General features: G+C 63.1%; 14 protein-coding genes. 4 read left to right on the top strand and 10 right to left on the bottom strand.

Annotated elements, in window-relative coordinates:
• Positions 1-2: 2 nt before the first annotated feature.
• The 4 genes from HX613_RS07355 to HX613_RS07340 all read right to left on the bottom strand — a co-directional run bounded on the left by HX613_RS07355 (position 3) and on the right by HX613_RS07340 (position 4,940).
• Complete coding sequence (locus HX613_RS07355) at positions 3-1,310, bottom strand: deoxyguanosinetriphosphate triphosphohydrolase (protein WP_235344739.1); 1,308 nt, start codon at positions 1,308-1,310, stop codon at positions 3-5.
• 2 nt (positions 1,311-1,312) lie between these two features.
• Positions 1,313-2,503, bottom strand: a complete 1,191-nt coding sequence (gene dusB, locus HX613_RS07350; RefSeq protein ID WP_235344738.1) for a tRNA dihydrouridine synthase DusB — start codon at positions 2,501-2,503, stop codon at positions 1,313-1,315.
• Positions 2,504-2,560: 57 nt separating this feature from the next.
• Positions 2,561-4,213 (bottom strand): ATP-binding cassette domain-containing protein, encoded by a 1,653-nt coding sequence (locus HX613_RS07345; RefSeq protein ID WP_235344737.1) that lies wholly within the window; start codon positions 4,211-4,213, stop codon positions 2,561-2,563.
• A gap of 178 nt (positions 4,214-4,391) precedes the next feature.
• Positions 4,392-4,940, bottom strand: a complete 549-nt coding sequence (locus HX613_RS07340; protein ID WP_235344736.1) for a helix-turn-helix domain-containing protein — start codon at positions 4,938-4,940, stop codon at positions 4,392-4,394.
• Between the two features lie 78 nt (positions 4,941-5,018).
• Between HX613_RS07340 and HX613_RS07335 the strand changes: the two genes are divergently transcribed.
• The gene (locus HX613_RS07335) at positions 5,019-6,407 is read left to right on the top strand and encodes an L-lactate permease (RefSeq protein ID WP_235344735.1); all 1,389 of its coding nucleotides are present in this window, start codon (positions 5,019-5,021) and stop codon (positions 6,405-6,407) included.
• A 34-nt stretch (positions 6,408-6,441) separates the two neighbouring features.
• On the opposite strand, the gene HX613_RS07330 is transcribed toward HX613_RS07335, so the two are convergent.
• On the bottom strand, positions 6,442-7,770 hold the full coding sequence (locus HX613_RS07330; RefSeq protein WP_235344734.1) for a M24 family metallopeptidase: 1,329 nt from the start codon (positions 7,768-7,770) through the stop codon (positions 6,442-6,444).
• A 192-nt stretch (positions 7,771-7,962) separates the two neighbouring features.
• On the opposite strand from HX613_RS07330, the gene HX613_RS07325 reads away from it, so the two are divergent.
• The gene (locus tag HX613_RS07325) at positions 7,963-8,448 is read left to right on the top strand and encodes an Lrp/AsnC family transcriptional regulator (RefSeq protein WP_096167274.1); all 486 of its coding nucleotides are present in this window, start codon (positions 7,963-7,965) and stop codon (positions 8,446-8,448) included.
• Entirely contained in the window at positions 8,445-9,836 is a 1,392-nt protein-coding gene (locus tag HX613_RS07320; protein ID WP_096177750.1) for an aspartate aminotransferase family protein, read from the top strand. Before HX613_RS07325 ends, HX613_RS07320 begins: the two co-directional genes overlap by 4 nt.
• Before the next feature lie 96 nt (positions 9,837-9,932).
• Here the strand turns inward: HX613_RS07320 and HX613_RS07315 are convergent, their stop codons facing one another.
• Both HX613_RS07315 and HX613_RS07310 read right to left on the bottom strand, forming a co-directional pair.
• Positions 9,933-11,192 (bottom strand): YibE/F family protein, encoded by a 1,260-nt coding sequence (locus tag HX613_RS07315; RefSeq protein WP_235344733.1) that lies wholly within the window; start codon positions 11,190-11,192, stop codon positions 9,933-9,935.
• A 178-nt stretch (positions 11,193-11,370) separates the two neighbouring features.
• Positions 11,371-12,750: a glycine--tRNA ligase gene (locus HX613_RS07310; protein ID WP_235344732.1), complete on the bottom strand. Its 1,380-nt coding sequence runs from the start codon at positions 12,748-12,750 to the stop codon at positions 11,371-11,373.
• Positions 12,751-13,087: 337 nt separating this feature from the next.
• Between HX613_RS07310 and HX613_RS07305 the strand changes: the two genes are divergently transcribed.
• Positions 13,088-14,908, top strand: a complete 1,821-nt coding sequence (locus HX613_RS07305) for a DEAD/DEAH box helicase (RefSeq protein WP_235344731.1) — start codon at positions 13,088-13,090, stop codon at positions 14,906-14,908.
• Between the two features lie 352 nt (positions 14,909-15,260).
• Here the strand turns inward: HX613_RS07305 and HX613_RS07300 are convergent, their stop codons facing one another.
• The 3 genes from HX613_RS07300 to leuA form a co-directional block, all read right to left on the bottom strand.
• Entirely contained in the window at positions 15,261-16,037 is a 777-nt protein-coding gene (locus tag HX613_RS07300) for an isoprenyl transferase (RefSeq protein WP_235344730.1), read from the bottom strand.
• Positions 16,034-16,762, bottom strand: a complete 729-nt coding sequence (gene recO / locus HX613_RS07295; RefSeq protein WP_235344729.1) for a DNA repair protein RecO — start codon at positions 16,760-16,762, stop codon at positions 16,034-16,036. The genes HX613_RS07300 and recO overlap by 4 nt, the downstream gene beginning before the upstream one ends.
• A gap of 112 nt (positions 16,763-16,874) precedes the next feature.
• Positions 16,875-18,647: a 2-isopropylmalate synthase gene (gene leuA, locus HX613_RS07290; RefSeq protein ID WP_235344728.1), complete on the bottom strand. Its 1,773-nt coding sequence runs from the start codon at positions 18,645-18,647 to the stop codon at positions 16,875-16,877.
• Positions 18,648-18,787: the final 140 nt, after the last annotated feature.

Raw genomic sequence — 18,787 nt, 5'->3', positions numbered from 1 at the left:
GTCTAGAGACGATCCTCCGCCCCTGCTTTGAGCTGGTGGTACAGGGCCCAGGCGGAATGATCGGTCAGAGATGCGATCTGGTCGACGACGACGCGCAGCCTGGCCGCATCGTCGGCGGCCTCGAAGTAGTCGGCCCTGAACATCGGCTCAAGATCTGTCGGCGACTCGGAGTACCACTGGGACAGCTCGGTAATGACGGCAGACTGGATGTCATGGAGACGCAGACGATCCTCGGCGACCATCACCGTCAGCGTCGCCATTCCCTTGAGAACGGCGATCTCGACAGCCGTAGGTTCGGGGACCACGAGGGCGGCTGCGTAACGAGACAAGGGCTCCCACCCGAATTCCTCACGCGTTGCGGCCTCCGCTGCACCGACGAACCGTCCGATGAGCTGACTCGTCATGTGTTTGAGTGCCGCTTGGGCCCGCCTGGATCCGTCATAGGTCTCCGAGGGCCAGTATGCTGCGGCCTGCAGCCTCGACAGAGCCTTGTCCATCTCCTCATCGCTCGTGGTCGGCAGATACCACTTCCGGGTGATGTCGAAGAGCTCTGCGCGGCGGTTCACAGCAGCGAAATCTCCCAGGTGCAGATGGCCGCCGGCGACCGCGTCTTCGACGTCGTGGACGGAGTAGGAGATGTCATCGGCGAGGTCCATCACCTGGGCTTCGATGCACCGTTTCCCGTTTTCGATCCCCTCGCGGTAGAAGTCGAAGACTCCTCTGTCGTCGTCGTAGACGCCGAACTTCCTGACACCGGAGTCACGCCGACCGACGGATGCCTCGCTCCGCGACCACGGGTATTTGGTCAGCGCGTCGAGGCTCGCCCGTGTCAGATTGAGCCCGGCCGGGCGACCGTCATCGGCAATCACCTTCGGTTCGATCCGGGTGACCAGACGCAGCGTCTGCGCATTGCCCTCGAATCCGCCGATGTCGATGCAAAGTGCGTCGAGAATGGTCTCACCGTGGTGGCCGAAGGGTGGGTGGCCGAGGTCGTGGCTGAGGCAGGCGGTGTCGACGATATCGGGGTCGCAGCCGAGGTAGCGGGCGAGTTCGCGTCCGACCTGGGCGACTTCGAGGGAATGCGTGAGCCGAGTACGGACGAAATCGTCGGTGCCTGGTTCGACGACCTGAGTCTTGGCGCCGAGTCGGCGCAGACCCGCGGAGTGCAGAACCCGTGCCCGGTCACGTTGAAAGGCCGAACGGCGTGGATTCTTCGCCGGTTCGCTCACCCATCGTTCCTCGTCCCACGGCGTGTAGGTCGCCACGGTCCCCGAGCGCACCGAGGTGCGTGGGTGAGATTCGAATGGCATTGTCATCCTCCCGAGATGTCGAGTTCCGCCTCGGAGAGCAGAGACTTCCCGCTGACATCGAAGATGCGGGAGTCGAGCCACCCTTCGGGCAGATGCGGCTTCTTCGGGCGGGTGGTCCGCCCCCGGGAGCCTTCCGCATCTGTACCAGGATACGGTGCGTTCTGATCGAGTTGGGCCAGCAGCCCCTCGAGCTCTTCGAGCGAGGAGACCATCGCCAGTTGACGACGCAGGTCTCCCCCGACCGGATAGCCCTTGAAATACCAGGCGATGTGTTTGCGCAGGTCACGGACTCCGTAGAACTCGTCCTCATAATATTCGGCCAGGTATTCACCGTGCTTGTAGACGGCGCGGGCAACCTCGGCGAGGCCGGGTCGGAAGCGCTCATCGCTGCCGCCCAGTGCGTTGGCGAGGTCACCGAACAGCCAGGGCCGGCCCTGGCATCCACGGCCGATGACGACTCCGTCGCATCCCGTGCGGCGCATCATCTCAAGTGCATCCTCTGCCGCGAAGATGTCACCGTTACCCAGAACCGGAACGGTGTCGCCGAGGTGGTCCTTGAGTCGGGCGATGGCGTCCCAGTCAGCCTGGCCGGAGTACAGGTCCGCCGCGGATCGACCGTGGAGGGCAACCGCTGCCACACCCGCATTGCGAGCCGTCTCTCCGGCGTCGAGGAAGGTCTGATGGTCTTTGTCGATGCCTTTGCGCATCTTCACCGTCAGAGGGATGCCGCCGCGGTCCGCCTCGGTCACGGCCGTTGTGACGATGGCCTTGAACAGGTCCTTCTTCCAGGGCAGGGCCGAACCGCCGCCCTTCCTGGTGACCTTGGGCACGGGGCAGCCGAAGTTGAGATCGATGTGGTCGGCGCGGTCTTCGTCCACGAGCATCCGCACGGCCTGCCCGATCGTCTCCGGGTCGACGCCGTAGAGCTGCACCGAGCGCGGTGTCTCATACGGCTCATGCTGGATGATCCGCATGCTCTTGGGGCTACGTTCGACAAGCGCCCTGGACGTCACCATCTCTGTCACATAGAGACCGGCTCCGTACTCGCGGCACAGGCGGCGGAAGGCGGTGTTGGTGATTCCCGCCATCGGAGCCAGCACCACCGGCGAGGACAGCTCGATGGGTCCGATGCGCAGAGGCTCGACGGTGGTTGGGGATGCGGATTCTGGGGCAGGGCTGATGACACTCACCATGCCATTATCCCCGAGCCGTCAAATGATGGACCACCTGCACAAGCAGATGTCGCCGACTCACGATCGCGCATATGGCCCCTCCGTCTCTTTCTCATCCTTGTCCGCTTCAACCTGTTCCTGGGCCAGAAACTCCCGGATGTCCCATTCGACGTCGAGACGCAGCTCCTCGGCGAGACGATCATCGTGGGTGACCACGATCATGGATCCGCCGAATCCGTCCAGAGCGGTCACGAGCGCGGTCAGCGATGACAGGTCCAGGTTGTTGCCCGGTTCGTCGAGTACGAGCAGCTGCGGAGCGGGGTCCTGGAGCAGACTCGTCGCCAGTGCCACACGGAACCGTTCCCCTCCCGACAGGGTCGAGCAGAGCTGATCGGTCCGGCCCGCTCGCAGCCCCATCGCAGCCAGTACCTCGTGGACGCGGTGCGGACCGAGACTGGGGTTGTTCTCCCTCACCGCCTCCATTACGGTCAGTGTCGGCGGCAGCCTGTACTGCTGGTCGAGGATGCCGATCGGGACCGGAACTGTCATCGACATGTTCGGAAACAGCTCGTGTATAGGCGCACCGGTGTCGTGTCTGCCGGCGATTGCGGTCAGCAACGTCGATTTCCCGGAGCCGTTGGCACCGGTCAGCCTGATGCGCTCGGGTCCGACCACCGTGCGCGGCTGGTCCAGCGCTCCCCCGGAGATGTCGAGGACTCGCTTACCGGAATGGATCGCGGTCTCCGGCAGATCAAGGCGAATGCTCGAGTCCCTGCGCAGGGCGTCCTTGGCAGAGTGAACCGAGGAGCGGGCCTGCTCCTCGTCGGCGGCTTTGTCTCCTCGACGCTTCGCTGCGCTTTTCTGGGCGAAGTCCGTCAGACCGTTCATGACGATCTTCGGTCGACGTTTGTTCTCCTTGTCCTTGGCCGCCTTCCGGTCCGCCCTGGCCAGTTTCGTCTCGAGTTCGATGCGCTGGCGCTTCTCTATTGCCAGTGACTTCTTGGCGTCGACGAGGTCCGCGAGCTTCGCCTCTTCCTCGGCCGCAACCATGGCCTCGTAGTCATCGAAGTCTCCTCCGTACACCCGCAGCTGGTCCGCCATCTCGACGATCGTCGAGACGGTCGACAGAAGTGCGCGGTCGTGCGAGATCACCAGGGTCGGTCCGGACCGGCCCTGGAGCAGAGCGGCCAGGCGTCGACGCCCTGCCTCGTCGAGGTTGTTGCTGGGTTCGTCGAGGATCAGCCAGCGGTCGCCCGCCAGCGCGGCTCTGGCCAGACCGATGCGCATGGCCTGACCTCCCGAGAAGGTGGACAGCCGACGATCCAGGGCGTCGGCGTCGAGCTTCAGACCGAGGTCGGCCAGAGCCTCCAACGCCCGCTCCTCGATGTCCCAGTCGCCGCCGATGATCTCGAAGTCTTCGAGTCCGGCGTCACCGGCCAGCGCCTTCGTCAGTGCAGTCCTGATGGGGGTGATTCCCAGCGCCGAGGCGACGCTGTCGTCGGTGTGCGGAAGCAGCTGATCGATGTAGACGGCACCCTCGGCACCGGTGATGCTCCCGGCAGTGGGCCTGAGCAGAGCGGCGATGATCCTGGCGAGAGTGGATTTGCCGACCCCGTTGTCGCCGACCAGGCCGACGGTGGCAGCAGGGATAGTGGCGCTCAGTGATGTGAAGATCTCGGTGTCGTCGCCGAGGCGGTAGCCGAGATTGGAGATGGATACGGCAGCAGTCATGTGTGTCCTCATTTCGTGCACAGAAGTGCGCTGCGGGTCCGTTGCACCCGCGTGATGCGGAAATGAGGAATTACTTCACGAAGTGACTGTCTTTCGCCGGGAATGGATCAGCACCAGGATGCCCGAGGTCGGTTCGCTTCGTCAAGGGCACCTTCAGGCCCTTCAGCTTTCTGCCGTCTCAGACGATGATGAGCATGAGTTCCGCCGGCTCGTCACCCGGGTTGGTCAGCTGATGGGGAACATCGCCCGGCGCCTGCGCACAGTCTCCCGCTCGCAGAGTCGTCCGGCGATCGATGGTGACGATTTCGATCGTGCCGGCGAGGACGAAGAAGGACTCACGTGAGCCGCTGCGGTGTGCCGCGAACGACGCGGTTTCGCAGTGCGGATCGAGTTTGTAGTGGACGACTTCCATGTTCTCCTGCGGCGCGGGAAGGTCTCGCCGCAGGGTGCCCCTGCCGTATCCGCTGTGGGCAGGGATGGAGCTGCTCCGGGCGATGACCACCTCCGGCGGGGCGAGGAGCTCTCCCACCTCGACGCCGAGTGCTCGGGAGAGGCCCATGGCGTTCGAGACCGACGTGTCCTGTTCGCCGCGTTCGATCTTCGACAGTGCCGCCCGGGAGATTCCAGCACGGACTGCGAGTTCGTTGAGAGTCAAGTCGTTGTACTTGCGGCGGGCTCTGATCCGCGCGCCGAATACACGGGCTCCGAGGTCCTCTGTGTTCGCCATTGTGACATCATAGTTTATTCTTGAATAGTAGAGTTGTTTCCATCAACATAAACTTCTTCACATGATGGAACTTCTCATATGACTCCACTGCTGGCGCTTGCCCCCATTATGCTCGCCATCGCCCTGCTCATCCTCAAACAGAGTTCGTGGGTCTCCGCCGCAGCCGGGGTCATCGCCGCCGGTCTTGCAGTCATCTTCTTCTTTCCGACGTCGATGTCGGTTCTGCTCGAATCCGGGGCGGACTACTTCCCCCTCATCCTCGAAGTCGCCCTCATCCTCCTCTTCGGAATGGTCCTCGCTCGTCTGCTTGAAGCAGCAGGCTCGATGGGCGAGATCTCCGCCTGGGTCGAATCGGCGGCGCCCAGCCGACCGCTCGGCGTGGCCCTCGTCGTCTTCGGCCTCGTCCCGTTCGCCGAATCTGTCACCGGCTTCGGCATCGGGGTGACTATCGGAGTCCCCGTTCTCCGTCTGCTCGGCTGTTCGCTGCGTCAATCAGCGATCCTCGGACTCCTGGGACTCATCGCCGTACCGTGGGGCGCACTCGGCCCCGGGACCACGGTCGCAGCCGCGCTCACCGGCGTCAACGTAGACGATCTCGGTGTGGCAACAGCGTGGATCAATGCGATACCGGTCATCATCGTGGCAACCTCGGTGATCCTCGTCATGCGCCCCAGGCTGACCTCGTGCCTCGGAATCGGCGCCGCTGCGGCCCTCCTGTGGACAGGCATCCTCGCCGCGAACATCCTGGTCGGCATGGCTCCGGCTGGCATCATCGGCTCACTCCTCGTCATCGCTGTGATGGGCACCCTCTTCATCATCCGCCGCCGCAGAACCGGCTTCACACACAGATTGGGCCTGGCAGTCCTGCCGTACACCACCCTCACCGTGGGCCTGCTCATCGCACGCGCGCTGCAGTCGGCGTTCCCTTCCCTGCTGACTCAGATCGCTGCCTCTCCTCCGTTCTGGCTGGCCGCCGCCTGTGTGATCGCCGCACTCAGAGTCACCTCTCGCAGCAGTGTCACTGTGTCCGCCGTGCGCTCCTGGCTGCCCATCGGCGCCGGGACTGCCGCGTTCATGCTCATGGGATGGATCATGACGACAACCGGGATGAGCGCAGCCATCGGGACGCTTGTGCCCGCCGGACTCGTCCTCTTCACACCATGGCTGACGGCGACCGGAGCCGTCGTCACCGGCTCGAACACCGGCGCGAACTCCATGTTCACCGGCACCATCGACGCGGTTGCGACAGCGTCCCACGTTCCATCTCTGCCCGTGGTGGCAGCAGGCAATGCCGCCGCTTCGCTCGCAGCACTGGCTGCCCCTCCGCGTGTGGCGATGTCGGTGCAGATGGCCGAACCTTCTGCGCCCGCCTCGGCAAATGACATCGCCTGGGTTCAGGGGCGGGCTCTGGCTGTAGCCGGAGTCAACGCGGTGGCGCTCGGTCTCTGGATCCAGTTCATGGCCTGAGATCCGCATCGATCTGCCGGCGCCGAGGTGCTTGTCAGACCCGGATCAGCTCGCGGGGGAATGCGGTGAATGTGTCACAGCCGGTGTCGGTGATGAGAATGGACTCGGACAGTTCGTAGCCGTACCCGTTCATCCACATTCCGCAGATGAGGTGGAAGGTCATTCCCGCCTCGAGGAACTGATCGTCCTCGGTCCGAATCGAGATCGTGCGCTCGCCCCAATCGGGCGGATAGCCGATTCCGATTGAGTACCCCAGGCGGCTCGGCTTCTCCAGGCCCGCCAGCGCCAGCACGCGGTTCCACGTCCGGGCGAGCTCAGCGGTGGGCACCTCAGGTGCGGCGACCTCGAGAACCGCGGACAGCGCCTCGGCGACGACGCCTTCGAGACGAATGAGCTCCTGCTTCGGCTTTCCGACCACGGCAGTCCGAGCCAAGGGCACGTGGTATCGGCGGTGGACGCCGGCCAGCTCAATGCTCACCGACTCATCGTCGATGAACTTGCGGTCCGTCCAGCTCAGGTGTGGAGTGTCAGCGCTCTCCCCCGTGGGCAGCAGCGGAACGATGGCCGGATAGTCACCCCAGGAGCTGCCGCGTCCGCGAGCCTGCGCGGCAGCGATCTCCGCCGCCACCTCGTTCTGCGCGATACCGACCCCGATGGTTCCCAGTGCCGCGTTCATCGACTCCGTGGTCACCTCGGCGGCATTGCGCATCAGCGCCACCTCGGACGGAGATTTGATCGCCCGGATCCAGTTGACCAGCTCGAAGGAGTCGACGAGCCTCCACTCGGGCACGCCGTTGACCAGCGATCGGAAAGCTCGCGGCGAGAAGAAGTGCGAGTCCATCTCAACGCCGACCGGCGATGAGGACGCCCGGGCGACCTCCCAACGCTGCCGGAGCGCGAAGGCCACCCAGTCGAAGGGGTGGATGTGGGGTCTCTGCACATAGCGTTCGGGATATCCGACGATGTCCTCGGGCGGCAGCCACGAGGTGTGCATAGCTCCCTTGGCGTCCATGTCCCTCAGAAACAGTGTGAGCGGACCCGCAGCCGGGACGAACAGCAGTTGCGGGGTGTAGAAGGACCAGGCATTGTAGCCGGTCAGATAGTAGACGTTCGCCGGATCAGTGACGATGAGCGCAGACAGTCCCTGATCGACCATCCGATTGCGCACCGAGGCGATGCGCCCCAAGTACTCGTCCGGAGAGAACGACAGATTGTTCGCGCCGATCGTGTCGACCTCGCCTGGCCGCGGCTGTGGGCGAGCTCTGACTTCCTGTCCTGCCCGGCCCTGCTGGGCACCGGGCCGCATTCCCTGCACATCCGGCCGGTTGTCTTCTCCGGCGTAGAACAGCTCACCCTCATTCATGATTACAGTGTGGTGAGCCGCATCACACCATGTCAATCACTGCGACACGCGTGTTGTCGCGGGTAGAAATGCAGATTCATGACGGATCCAGAATCAATCTTTTTAGGATTCGACGGAATTCGCACACCAGGATGCGCATTCCGACCGAATTGATGATAGATTGTGCTGAGACCCAAATCACGGAGGTGAAGAATGGCCCACTTGATGCCGAGCGGAAGCAGTCACCGCCTGGGCAATCTTGACGAGAAATCGAAAGCGATCATCGTCGAGTTGCAGCACGATGGACGCAAGTCATATTCGGCAATCGGCAAGTCTGTCGGGCTGTCCGAAGCCGCAGTCCGTCAGCGGGTTTCCAGGCTCATCGATTCCGGCGTGATGGAAATCGTCGCCGTGACCGATCCCTTGAGTCTGGGCTTCGCCCGACAGGCCATGGTGGGAGTCAAGGTTCGGGGCGATATCTCCAAGGTCGCCGACAGACTTCACGGATACGACGAGATCGACTATCTCGTCGTGACCGCAGGGTCGTTCGACATCCTGGTCGAGATCGTCTGCGAATCGGATCGCCACCTGATCGAATTCGTCAACCAAGAGCTCCGTTCGATCGACGCAGTCGTGGACACGGAGCTCTTCATGTACCTCTCACTCGAAAAGCAAAAATACAATTGGGGGACGCGATGACAGAGAATGTCACCAGAGCTGGCACCGGCTATCAGGATGCCATCCGCAACAACGTGTGGATGCACATGGCTCCGCACCAGTCACTGTTCAACGGTGGTGAAGCACCGATCATCACCCGTGGCGAAGGCCACCACATCTTCGACGATAAGGGCAACAAGTACCTTGACGGCCTGGCCGGACTGTTCACTGTCCAAGTTGGCCACGGTCGCGAGGAGATCGCGAAGGCAATGTACGATCAGGCGCTGAAGCTGCCGTTCATGCCGCTGTGGTCCTTCGCCCATCCGCAGGCCATCGAGGTCTCAGAGCGCCTGGCCAGCTACGCTCCCGGCGACCTCAACCGCGTCTTCCTGACCTCCGGCGGCGGTGATTCGGTCGAGTCCGCGATGAAGCTGGCGAAGAACTACTTCAAGATCACCGGCAAACCGGGCAAGCACAAGATCATCTCACGCGCTACCGCCTACCACGGCACGCCGCACGGTGCCCTGTCCGTGACCTCGCTGCCGGATCTGCGCGAACAGTTTGCGCCCCTGGTACCTGGTGCGATCAAGGTGCCCAACACGAATTTCTACCGTTCGCCGCAGCCCTACGCCCACGATGAGAAGGCCTTCGGCCGCTGGGCAGCCGACCGCATCGCCGAGGCCATCGAGTTCGAAGGCGCCGATTCGGTTGCGGCCGTGTTCCTCGAGCCGGTGCAGAACTCCGGCGGCTGCTTCCCACCGCCACCCGGATACTTCGATCGGGTGCGTGAGATCTGCGACGAGTACGACGTGCTCATGGTCTCCGATGAGACCATCTGCGCCTACGGTCGCATCGGCGATATGTTCGCCTGCAACGACTTCGGCTACGTCCCCGACATCATCACCAGCGCCAAGGGCATCACCTCAGGGTACGCTCCGCTGGGTGCGATGATCGCCTCGGATCGCCTGTTCGAGCCCTTCGGCCCCGGTGGCGAGGAGACCTTCTACCACGGCTACACCTTCGGCGGTCATCCCGTCGCCTGTGCCGCCGCGATGGCAAACTTCGACGTGTTCGAGAAAGAGAAGCTCAACGATCACGTCCACGAGAATGCCGCCGCGTTCAAGTTCACGCTCGAGAAGCTCAAGGACCTGCCGATCGTCGGTGACGTTCGCGGTGAGGGCTTCTTCTACGGCATCGAACTCGTCAAGGATCGCGACACCAAGGAGTCCTTCACAGAGGAGGAGTCGGAGCGCATCCTCAAGAACTTCGTGTCCGCGAAGATGTATGAAAACGGCCTGTACTGCCGTGCCGATGACCGTGGGGATCCAGTTATCCAGCTCTCGCCTCCCCTGACCGTGGGTCAGAAGGAGTTCGACGAGATGGAGCAGATCATCCGCGGCGTCCTCTCGGAAGCCTGGACGAAGCTCTGATCGCAGCCTGAAGCTCGGTCGCATGGAAACTGCCCCGATTCCTCTTTGAGGTCTCGGGGCAGTTTCGTATCGGGCATCCGCACTTCATGTCAGGCGTCAGTCCAGGGCTGGGTCGGCCGTGGAATTCTGCTCCTGCGAGGGTGGGATGCTGCTCTGCGTCGGTGCAACGCGTGGCGGCGGCCGCAGGCCCGATCGTACGACGAGCACCCCTAAAGCAGTCGTCAGCGGGATGGCGATGACCAAGCCGATCGAACACACGAGGATGCTCACGACCTCAAGTGCCATCTCCCCCAATGTCAGGGTCTCGAAGAACGACTGGTGGTGGGCGGAGACGATGAGGAGTGTGGTCAGCGCGGACCCCACATAGGCGAACGTGATGGTGTACACCGTCGAGGCGATGTGGTCGCGACCGATGCGCATCGCTCGGGCGAAGAGCTGCCTGGACTTGAGATCTGGTGCCACCGTGGCCAGCTCCCAGACCGCCGACGCCTGGGTGATGGTGACGTCGTTGAGAACACCGAGTCCGGTCACGAGGATCGCGCAGACGATCAGGTCAGCCAACGACACGTCCGTGGTGCCGGTGAGGAGGAATCCCTCTTCGGAGTAGGCGATGCCGAGATTGGCCCAGGACGTCATCCATGCCCCGAGCAGCCCCGTGATGACGATGCCGGCGACGGTCCCGAAAAGTGCCGTGGTCGTCCGCGTCGACACGCCATGGGCCAGATACAGGGCGATGATCATGATCGCACTCGCCGCGACCATTGCCACGAGGATCGGCGGCTTGGAGTCGAGGATCGCCGGGAGCATGAACACAATCAGCACGGCACCGGCGAAGGCAAGGCCTGTCAATGCACGCAGGCCTCGAAAACCTGCGACGGCGAGAACGACGACCCCGTACATGATCACCAAGGCAAGGATCGGGACATCTCGGTCGTAGTCGATGAACACATAGTCAGTCTCGGTCTCTGCGCGGTCGCTCGACTGAGTGAAGTCGAGGACCTTGAGCGAATCTCCGACACCGACCCCGGACACGATGGCGTCGGGAGTCACATAGAGGCTCCCCTCCTGCCCATCCACTTCGGCCGTGAACTCCATGCAGTCGGCCTCGAGCATCGGATCGGGCTCACTGGTCTCGCAGTTCGACGCGTCCACGGCGGTGACTCTGGCTTCAGCGTGGGAGACTCCCGGTGCTGAATTCGTCATCGGACCGCCGCCGGGCAGGTCCTGCTCCGGTCCCTGCGGCCACAGTAGGACCAGGCCCCCGATCGTGATGAGGACCAGCGGAAGGAGACACACGATCATGATCAGGCGGACCCTCGGCGAGGCTGTGGGCTTCCCTTGGAGCGTCATATGCATGGCGGACCTTCGTGTCGATGCGCGGGCTCGGTGTGCGAATTGAATGGCGATGTCAATGATGGTGCCCACGGCAGCGCAACCGAACGGGCCCGGCCGGTCGATTTCACGACCGACCGGGCCCGATTCTCAGGAGCCACCGGTGACAGGCTCCAACTGGTGGTCAGAGCCCAGCGGACTTTCAGATGCCGAGGTGCTCGGCCAGGTAATTCTCGACCTGATCGAAGCTGACGCGCTCCTGGCTCATATCGTCGCGCTTGCGGATTGTGACCGCGTCGTCGTCGAGCGAGTCGAAGTCGAACGTGATGCACAGCGGGGTGCCGATCTCGTCCTGACGGCGGTACCGACGACCGATCGCGCCGGCATCATCGAAGTCGATGTTCCAACGCCTGCGCAGTCGAGCCGCGAGTTCCTTGGCCGCCGGTGTCAGCTTCTCGTTGCGACTCAGCGGCAGCACGGCCGCCTTGATAGGAGCCAGGCGCGGATCGAGCTTAAGCACGATGCGCTTGTCCACGCCGCCCTTGGTGTTGGGTGCCTCGTCCTCAGTGTAGGCATCGACGAGGAAGGCCATCATCGAACGGGTCAGACCGAAGGACGGTTCGATCACGTAGGGAGTGAAGCGTTCGCCACTGGCCTGATCGAAGTACTGCAGCTTCGCACCCGAAGCCTCGGTGTGGGTGCCGAGGTCGTAATCGGTGCGGTTGGCCACGCCCATCAGCTCACCCCATTCCGATCCCTGGAAGCCGAAGCGGTACTCAACGTCGATCGTGCCGGAGGAGTAGTGTGCCCGGTCATCTTCGGGAACGTCGAGGCGGCGCACGTTGTCTTCGGAGATGCCGAGGTCGATGAACCAGTTCCAGCAGGCCTCGACCCACTCACGATAGTAGGCGTCGGCCTCTTCGGGACGAACGAAGTACTCGAGCTCCATCTGCTCGAACTCACGTGTGCGGAAGATGAAGTTTCCGGGAGTGATCTCGTTGCGGAAGGCCTTGCCGATCTGGCCGATGCCGAACGGCGGCTTCTTCCGTGCCGCGGTGACGACGTTGTTGAAGTTGACGAAGATTCCCTGTGCGGTTTCGGGGCGCAGATAGTTCAGACCTGCCTCCGATTCCACCGGTCCCAGGAAGGTCTTGACCAGGCCGGAGAACTCCTGCGGCTCGGTCCACTGTCCACGGTTCCCGCAGTCGGGGCAGACGATGTCGGCCATACCGTTCTCGGGTGTCTTCGAGTGCTTGGCTTCGTAGGCTTCGACGAGGTGGTCCTCGCGGTGGCGCTTGTGGCAGTTGAGGCATTCGACGAGCGGATCGACGAAGGTCTCCACATGTCCGGAGGCCTCCCACACGCGCTTGGGCAGGATGATGGAGGAGTCGAGTCCGACGACGTCTTCGCGACCGCGGACGAAGGTCTGCCACCACTGGGCCTTGATGTTGTCCTTGAGCTCAACGCCCAAGGGCCCGTAGTCCCAGGCCGAACGGGACCCGCCATAGATCTCTCCGGCTTGGAAGACGAATCCTCTGCGTTTGGCCAGGGCGATGACGGCATCCAACTTGGACTGTGCCACGTTTATTCTCCTTGAGGTAGTTCGCCGACGGCCGGCTGCCGTGGCTCGCAGGTACAGCCTATCTGTTCAGCTCCCGTCCGAGGTTCTCGACTCATGGGCGACGGAACTCACACTTAATCCGGGCCGCATTACCGCCTCGGCGGACGTGGGGCATGTAGGATTGAGGCACACCCAAACCTTTCTCCGTACTGACGGTTTTCAAGTCTGTCCAAGCAAGCCTTGGATCGCATACGGTTTCGGCCCGGATTGCTCACGATGATTGCACAAGCGGCCGCAGGGTAGATCGCCACTACAGTCATCTGCGATCAAGTGTGTGCCGACGTGAGAGAGAAGACTCATGACAGATGTGTCCACATCCGACAATCCGACAACACCGAAGTTCTCCGAGCTGGGTCTCCACCCGCTCGTCCTCCAGGCAGTCGAGGCTCAGGGTTATGAAACCCCGACCCCGATCCAGGCTGAAACGATCCCCGCGCTGGTCGACGGCCGCGATGTCATCGGCCTGGCCCAGACCGGCACCGGCAAGACCGCCGCTTTCGCTCTTCCAGCACTGTCCGACCTCGCCGAGGCCGGCCGCGCCAACGACGGTCCCTTCGCTCTGGTCCTGACCCCCACCCGTGAGCTTGCGATCCAGGTCGCCGAGGCGTTCACCTCGTATGCGACGAATCTCAACGACTTCTCCGTCCTCCCGATCTACGGCGGCCAGGCCTACGGCCCTCAGCTGTCCGGCCTCAAGCGCGGTGCTCAGGTCGTCGTGGGAACGCCGGGTCGTGTCATCGACCACCTCAAAAAGGGATCGCTCAAGCTCGAAAACCTCCGTCACCTCATCCTCGATGAGGCCGACGAGATGCTCAAGATGGGCTTCGCCGAGGACATCGAAGAGATCTTCAGCCAGTCCGGCGACTCGCGTCAGGTGGCTCTGTTCTCCGCCACGATGCCGACATCGATCCACCGCCTGACCGGCAAATACCTCAACAACCCCAAAGAGGTCCGGGTCGCTTCGAAGTCGCAGACCGGATCGAACATCCGCCAGCGCTACCACATGGTCCAGCACTCGCATAAGCTCGATGCCCTGACTCGGATCCTGGAGGTCGAGGAGTACGAAGGCATCATCATGTTCGTGCGCACCAAGCAGGCCACGGAGGAGCTCGCTGAGAAGCTGCGTGCCCGCGGCTTCAAGGCGTCGGCGATCAATGGTGACATCCCACAGCAGGCTCGTGAGCGCACGATCGATATGCTGCGCAGCGGCAAAGTCGACATCCTCGTCGCTACCGATGTCGCAGCCCGCGGTCTCGACGTCGAGCGCATCACCCTCGTCGTCAACTTCGACATCCCGCACGACACCGAGTCCTACGTCCACCGCATCGGCCGCACCGGCCGCGCAGGGCGTTCCGGCGAGGCTATTCTGTTCGTCACCCCGCGTGAGCAGCGTCTGCTCGGTTCCATCGAGCGCGCCACGAAGCAGAAGGTCGAGCCGCTGTCGATGCCCAGCGTCGAAGAGCTGACGAACACCCGTGTGGAGAAGTTCACCAAGCGCATTGACGATGTGCTCGCGACGACCGAACTGACCGAACTCGCGACCGTCATCGAGCAGTACGAGCTCTCCCGCAACGTGCCTGCGACCGACATCGCCGCAGCGCTGGCGTCCCTGGTGCTCGAGTCGAACACCCTCAAGGCCGATCCCATGCCGGAGCCTTCGCGTGGCAAGCCTGCTCGTGACCGTGACGGCGGCGGACGCGACGGCAAGCCGGGGCGTGAACGCTCATCCCGTCCGCGTGATGAGAATATGACCACCTACCGTCTGGCCATCGGCCGCAACGAACGCCTGCAGCCAGGTGCCGTTGTCGGCGCCATCGCCAACGAAGGCGGCCTGACCTCGAAGGAGATCGGTCACATCGACATCCGGTCGAACCACACCCTTGTCGATCTGCCCAAGGATCTCGATTCCTCCGTCATGCGCAAACTCTCCAGCACGCAGATCCAGGGCCGCCCGATCGACATTCGTCCGGATTCGGGCCGTCCGGCTCGCCCGTTCAAAAAGCGCAACTTCGACAAGCAGCCCGGCGACAGCCGCAACTTCCGCAACGATCGTCGTGGAGGCGCCAAGAAGTTCAGCAATGACCGCTTCGGCGGCGAACGCTCAAGCGACCGCTACTGAGTATCGCTGAGCCTGAGCGTATGGGGGCGTCCGCTATCCGACTCCCCCGGCGCTGAGAGCCGACTCGGGCCCTCATCGTCTGATGCGGGCCCGATCTGTATCTCGTCCCGTACGGCGATTGAACGCATACGACGAGTGCACCCGTACGACGAGTCTGCCCTTCCGCGTCCCCCTCTCATGGAGGACCGCGGAATATTCGATCACGTTTGATGCACTCCTCGATCACGTTTGGTGCAGTCAAGCAGTTCGCAAACTGCTCCACTGCACCAAACGTGATCGACGGCGAAACCGCTGGGACTTCTGGTGCCGGGAGGATCCTTCGTGGGCAGCGCTGAACGTCGAAACCTGAGTGTTAGGCGCTGGGGCTGTCGACGGCACCGCCGAATCGCCGGTCACGGCGGGCGTATTCCTCGATCGCGGCCCACAGGGTGCGGCGATCGACATCGGGCCAGAGGACGTCCTGGAAGACCATCTCCGCGTAGGCGGACTGCCACAGCAGGAAGTTCGAGGTGCGCTGCTCGCCAGAGGAGCGCAGGAACAGGTCGACGTCTGGCACCTGAGCAGCGTACAGGCGCGAGCGAACGGTCTTCTCGCTGACCTTGCCCGATTTGAGTTTGCCAGCGGCTACCTCGGCGGTGATCTGGTTGACCGCGTCGACGATCTCCGAGCGACCTCCGTAGTTGACGCAGAACTGGAGGACCAAGCCGGTGTTGTGCTTGGTCATCTCCGCCGCGGACTCGAGTTCGTCGATGACCGATCGCCACAGGCGACCACGGCGTCCGGCCCACACGATCCGTACGCCGAGCTCATTGAGCTCATCGCGGCGACGTCGGATGACATCACGGTTGAAGCCCATGAGGAAGCGGACCTCGTCCGGGGAACGCTTCCAGTTCTCAGTGGAGAAGGCGTAGGCGGAGAGATAGTCGACACCCATCTCGATGGCACCGTGGATGACTTCGAGGAGTGAGGCCTCTCCGGCTTTGTGTCCTTCGGTGCGCGGCAGTCCGCGGTCGTTGGCCCAACGTCCATTGCCGTCCATGACCACCGCGACGTGATTCGGGACGAACTTCGCCTCGATGCCCGGGGGTCGGGCTCCGCTGGGATGCGGGGGCGGCGCGGGATAGCTCATCTGGCCTCCAGAACTCTCAGTGATCGGATATTGCGTTCCAAGTGCCATGACACCCAGTCAGAGACGAGCTTGGAACCGTCGATCTGGTCGTGGAGGTCCGAGGATTCCGCTCGCTCCCAGTCACCGGAGAGCAGTGCGGCCATATGTTCGAGTGCGTCGGTGTCCGGCAGAGCCGCTCCGCTGGGTCGGCAGGAGGTGCACACGGCACCGCCCAAGGAGGCTGAGAACGCACGGTGCGGGCCCGGGCTGCCGCACTGTGCGCAGTCGAGCAGGCTCGGCGCCCAGCCGGCCACAGACATTGCCCGCAGCAGATACGCGTCGAGGGCCAGCCTCGGCGAATGCTCGCCATTGCACAGGGACCGGATGGCCGAGACGAGAAGCAGGAAATGGGTGCGCGATTGGGGTTCGACCTCGGTGATCCTGGCGGCGGTCTCCGCCATCACACTCGCGGCCGAGTAAGCGTCATAGTCGGCGCCGATGCCGCGTGCAAAGGGCTCGATGAGTTCGACCTGGGTGACGATGTCGAGGTTGCGGCCGACGTGGCACTGCAGATCGACGAGCATGAAGGGTTCGAGCCGGGAACCGAAGCGTGACTTGGTGCGGCGAATGCCCTTCGCTACTGCTCGGATCAGCCCGTGGCTGCGGGTGAGAACAGTGACGATGCGGTCGGCTTCGCCGAGCTTGTGCCCTTGGAGCACGATGCCTTCATCACGATAATTGTGCACCTGCCCATTATCGCAGAATGCGACGGGGAATGATCCCCGCCGCACTCTGTGTCAGTTGTGAGATTGCGCCCCGAGGCGGTGGAGCCGGCCCGGATTGTCCACTCTCGAAGGATCAGCGCTCGCGCTCACCCTCGCGATCACGGGCGGCACGGTTGACCGCCGAGACGACGGCCTTGAGTGAGGCCTTCGTGATGTTCGGGTGGAGTCCGGCACCCCAGACGACACGGTCTTCGACGGTGAGCTCGACGTACGCTGCTGCCATGGTGTCAGCACCGGACCCGATGGCGTGCTCGGTGTAGTCCTGGAGGCGAACGTCGACGTCGAAGTTGTCGATGAGCACCTTCACCAGTGCATCGATGGGCCCTTTGCCGCGTCCTTCGTAGGTGCGCTCTTGGCCGTCGACGATGAGGTCGACCTCGACGCGCTCCGAGGCGCCCGAGTCATCAACCGTGCCCGAGTCGGTGCGAAGGCCCACGATCTGGAACCGGCCCCAGGCGTTGTCCTGATCATCGCTGGGCAGGTACTCGTAGTTGAAGATGCGGCGGATCTCCTCGGCGGAGACTTCTCCCCCGCCTTCGGTGTGGTGCTGGACGGCGCGGGAGAATTCGACCTGCATGCGTCGAGGCAGATCCAGACCGTACTCGCTCTTGAGCAGGTAGGTGACGCCGCCCTTGCCTGACTGCGAGTTCACGCGGATGATCGCCTCGTAGGAGCGGCCCAGATCTTTGGGGTCGACCGGCAGGTAGGGCATGTCCCATTCCATCAGGTCCACAGGCACGCCCTGCTCGTTGGCCTTCTTCTCACGGTCGGCGAACGCCTTGTTGATCGCGTCCTGGTGCGAGCCGGAGAACGAGGTGAAGACGAGGTCACCACCGTAGGGGTGACGTTCGTGGACGCCGATCTGATTGCATTCGGTGACGGTATGAATGACTTCGTCGATATCGGAGAAGTCCAGCTCGGGGTCGACACCCTGGGTGTAGAGGTTGAGCGCAACAGTGACGAGGTCGAGGTTTCCGGTCCGTTCGCCGTTGCCGAAGAGGCAGCCTTCGATCCTGTCGGCACCTGCCATGATGCCCATCTCAGCGGCCGCCACACCGGTTCCCCTGTCGTTGTGGGGGTGCAGGGACACGGCTACCTCGTCGCGGTAGGGCATGTTCCGGCAGAACCATTCGATCTGGTCGGCGTAGGTGTTCGGGGTGCCGCGCTCAACCGTGGCCGGCAGGTTGACGACAGTCTCGCGGCCCGCGGCCGGCTGCCACATGTCGAGGACGCTGCCGACGATGTCGAGAGCGAATTCGGGTTCGGTGTCGACGAAGATCTCGGGTGAGTACTGGTAGCCGAAGTCTGCGTCGCCGAGGAGTGACTCGGCGTGCTTCATGACCGCCTGGGTGCCACGGGTGGCGATGTCACGAGTCTGGTCGAAACCCTCACCGTCGAAGCCGAACACGACCTTGCGGAAGACCGGCGCGGTCGCGTTGTAGAGGTGGACGGTCGGCTTCTGGGCACCGACGAGGGACTCCACCGTACGTTCGATGAGATCCTCACGAGCCTGGGTGAGTACGGAGATGCGCACATCGTCGGGGATTGCGTCCTGCTCGATGATCTCGCGGACGAAATCGAAGTCGACCTGGCTGGCTGCGGGGAATCCGACCTCGATCTCCTTGAAGCCGAGCTTGACCAAGAGGTCGAACATCTTGCGCTTGCGATCAGGCGTCATCGGATCGATGAGGGCCTGGTTGCCGTCACGCAGATCGGTGCTCAGCCAACGCGGAGCCTTCCGGATCAGCTGATCGGGCCAGGTCCGGTCGCGCATATCGAGAGCAATCCGGTCCTGAAAGGACTTGTACTTGCTGAATGGCATAGGAGTCGGCTTCTGCAGTTTCATGGTTCCTCATTCATTGATCGTGTGCTTAATCAGCATAGGAAAAACTCCGCGACGAGTGTGCTGTCCGATCAGGACTCGTCGCGGCAAGGAAGGAGGAGCAACCTGTGAGCCACACAATCAACATAGTCCTGGTTGCTCAG

This window comes from Brevibacterium sp. UCMA 11754 (assembly GCF_021532275.1).
In the GTDB taxonomy this organism is placed as follows: Bacteria; Actinomycetota; Actinomycetes; order Actinomycetales; family Brevibacteriaceae; genus Brevibacterium.
The sequence above is the reverse complement of the archived record's forward strand: the minus strand, read 5'-3'. Positions and strand labels throughout refer to the sequence as shown.

What these genes read in the sequence shown, in the direction of transcription:
- HX613_RS07355 (WP_235344739.1), bottom strand. Translation starts at nt 1,310, where the DNA reads ATGCCATTCGAATCTCACCCACGCACCTCGGTGCGCTCGGGGACCGTG.
- dusB (WP_235344738.1), bottom strand. Translation starts at nt 2,503, where the DNA reads ATGGTGAGTGTCATCAGCCCTGCCCCAGAATCCGCATCCCCAACCACC.
- HX613_RS07345 (WP_235344737.1), bottom strand. Translation starts at nt 4,213, where the DNA reads ATGACTGCTGCCGTATCCATCTCCAATCTCGGCTACCGCCTCGGCGAC.
- HX613_RS07340 (WP_235344736.1), bottom strand. Translation starts at nt 4,940, where the DNA reads ATGGCGAACACAGAGGACCTCGGAGCCCGTGTATTCGGCGCGCGGATC.
- HX613_RS07335 (WP_235344735.1), top strand. Translation starts at nt 5,019, where the DNA reads ATGACTCCACTGCTGGCGCTTGCCCCCATTATGCTCGCCATCGCCCTG.
- HX613_RS07330 (WP_235344734.1), bottom strand. Translation starts at nt 7,770, where the DNA reads ATGAATGAGGGTGAGCTGTTCTACGCCGGAGAAGACAACCGGCCGGAT.
- HX613_RS07325 (WP_096167274.1), top strand. Translation starts at nt 7,963, where the DNA reads ATGGCCCACTTGATGCCGAGCGGAAGCAGTCACCGCCTGGGCAATCTT.
- HX613_RS07320 (WP_096177750.1), top strand. Translation starts at nt 8,445, where the DNA reads ATGACAGAGAATGTCACCAGAGCTGGCACCGGCTATCAGGATGCCATC.
- HX613_RS07315 (WP_235344733.1), bottom strand. Translation starts at nt 11,192, where the DNA reads ATGCATATGACGCTCCAAGGGAAGCCCACAGCCTCGCCGAGGGTCCGC.
- HX613_RS07305 (WP_235344731.1), top strand. Translation starts at nt 13,088, where the DNA reads ATGACAGATGTGTCCACATCCGACAATCCGACAACACCGAAGTTCTCC.
- HX613_RS07300 (WP_235344730.1), bottom strand. Translation starts at nt 16,037, where the DNA reads ATGAGCTATCCCGCGCCGCCCCCGCATCCCAGCGGAGCCCGACCCCCG.
- leuA (WP_235344728.1), bottom strand. Translation starts at nt 18,647, where the DNA reads ATGAAACTGCAGAAGCCGACTCCTATGCCATTCAGCAAGTACAAGTCC.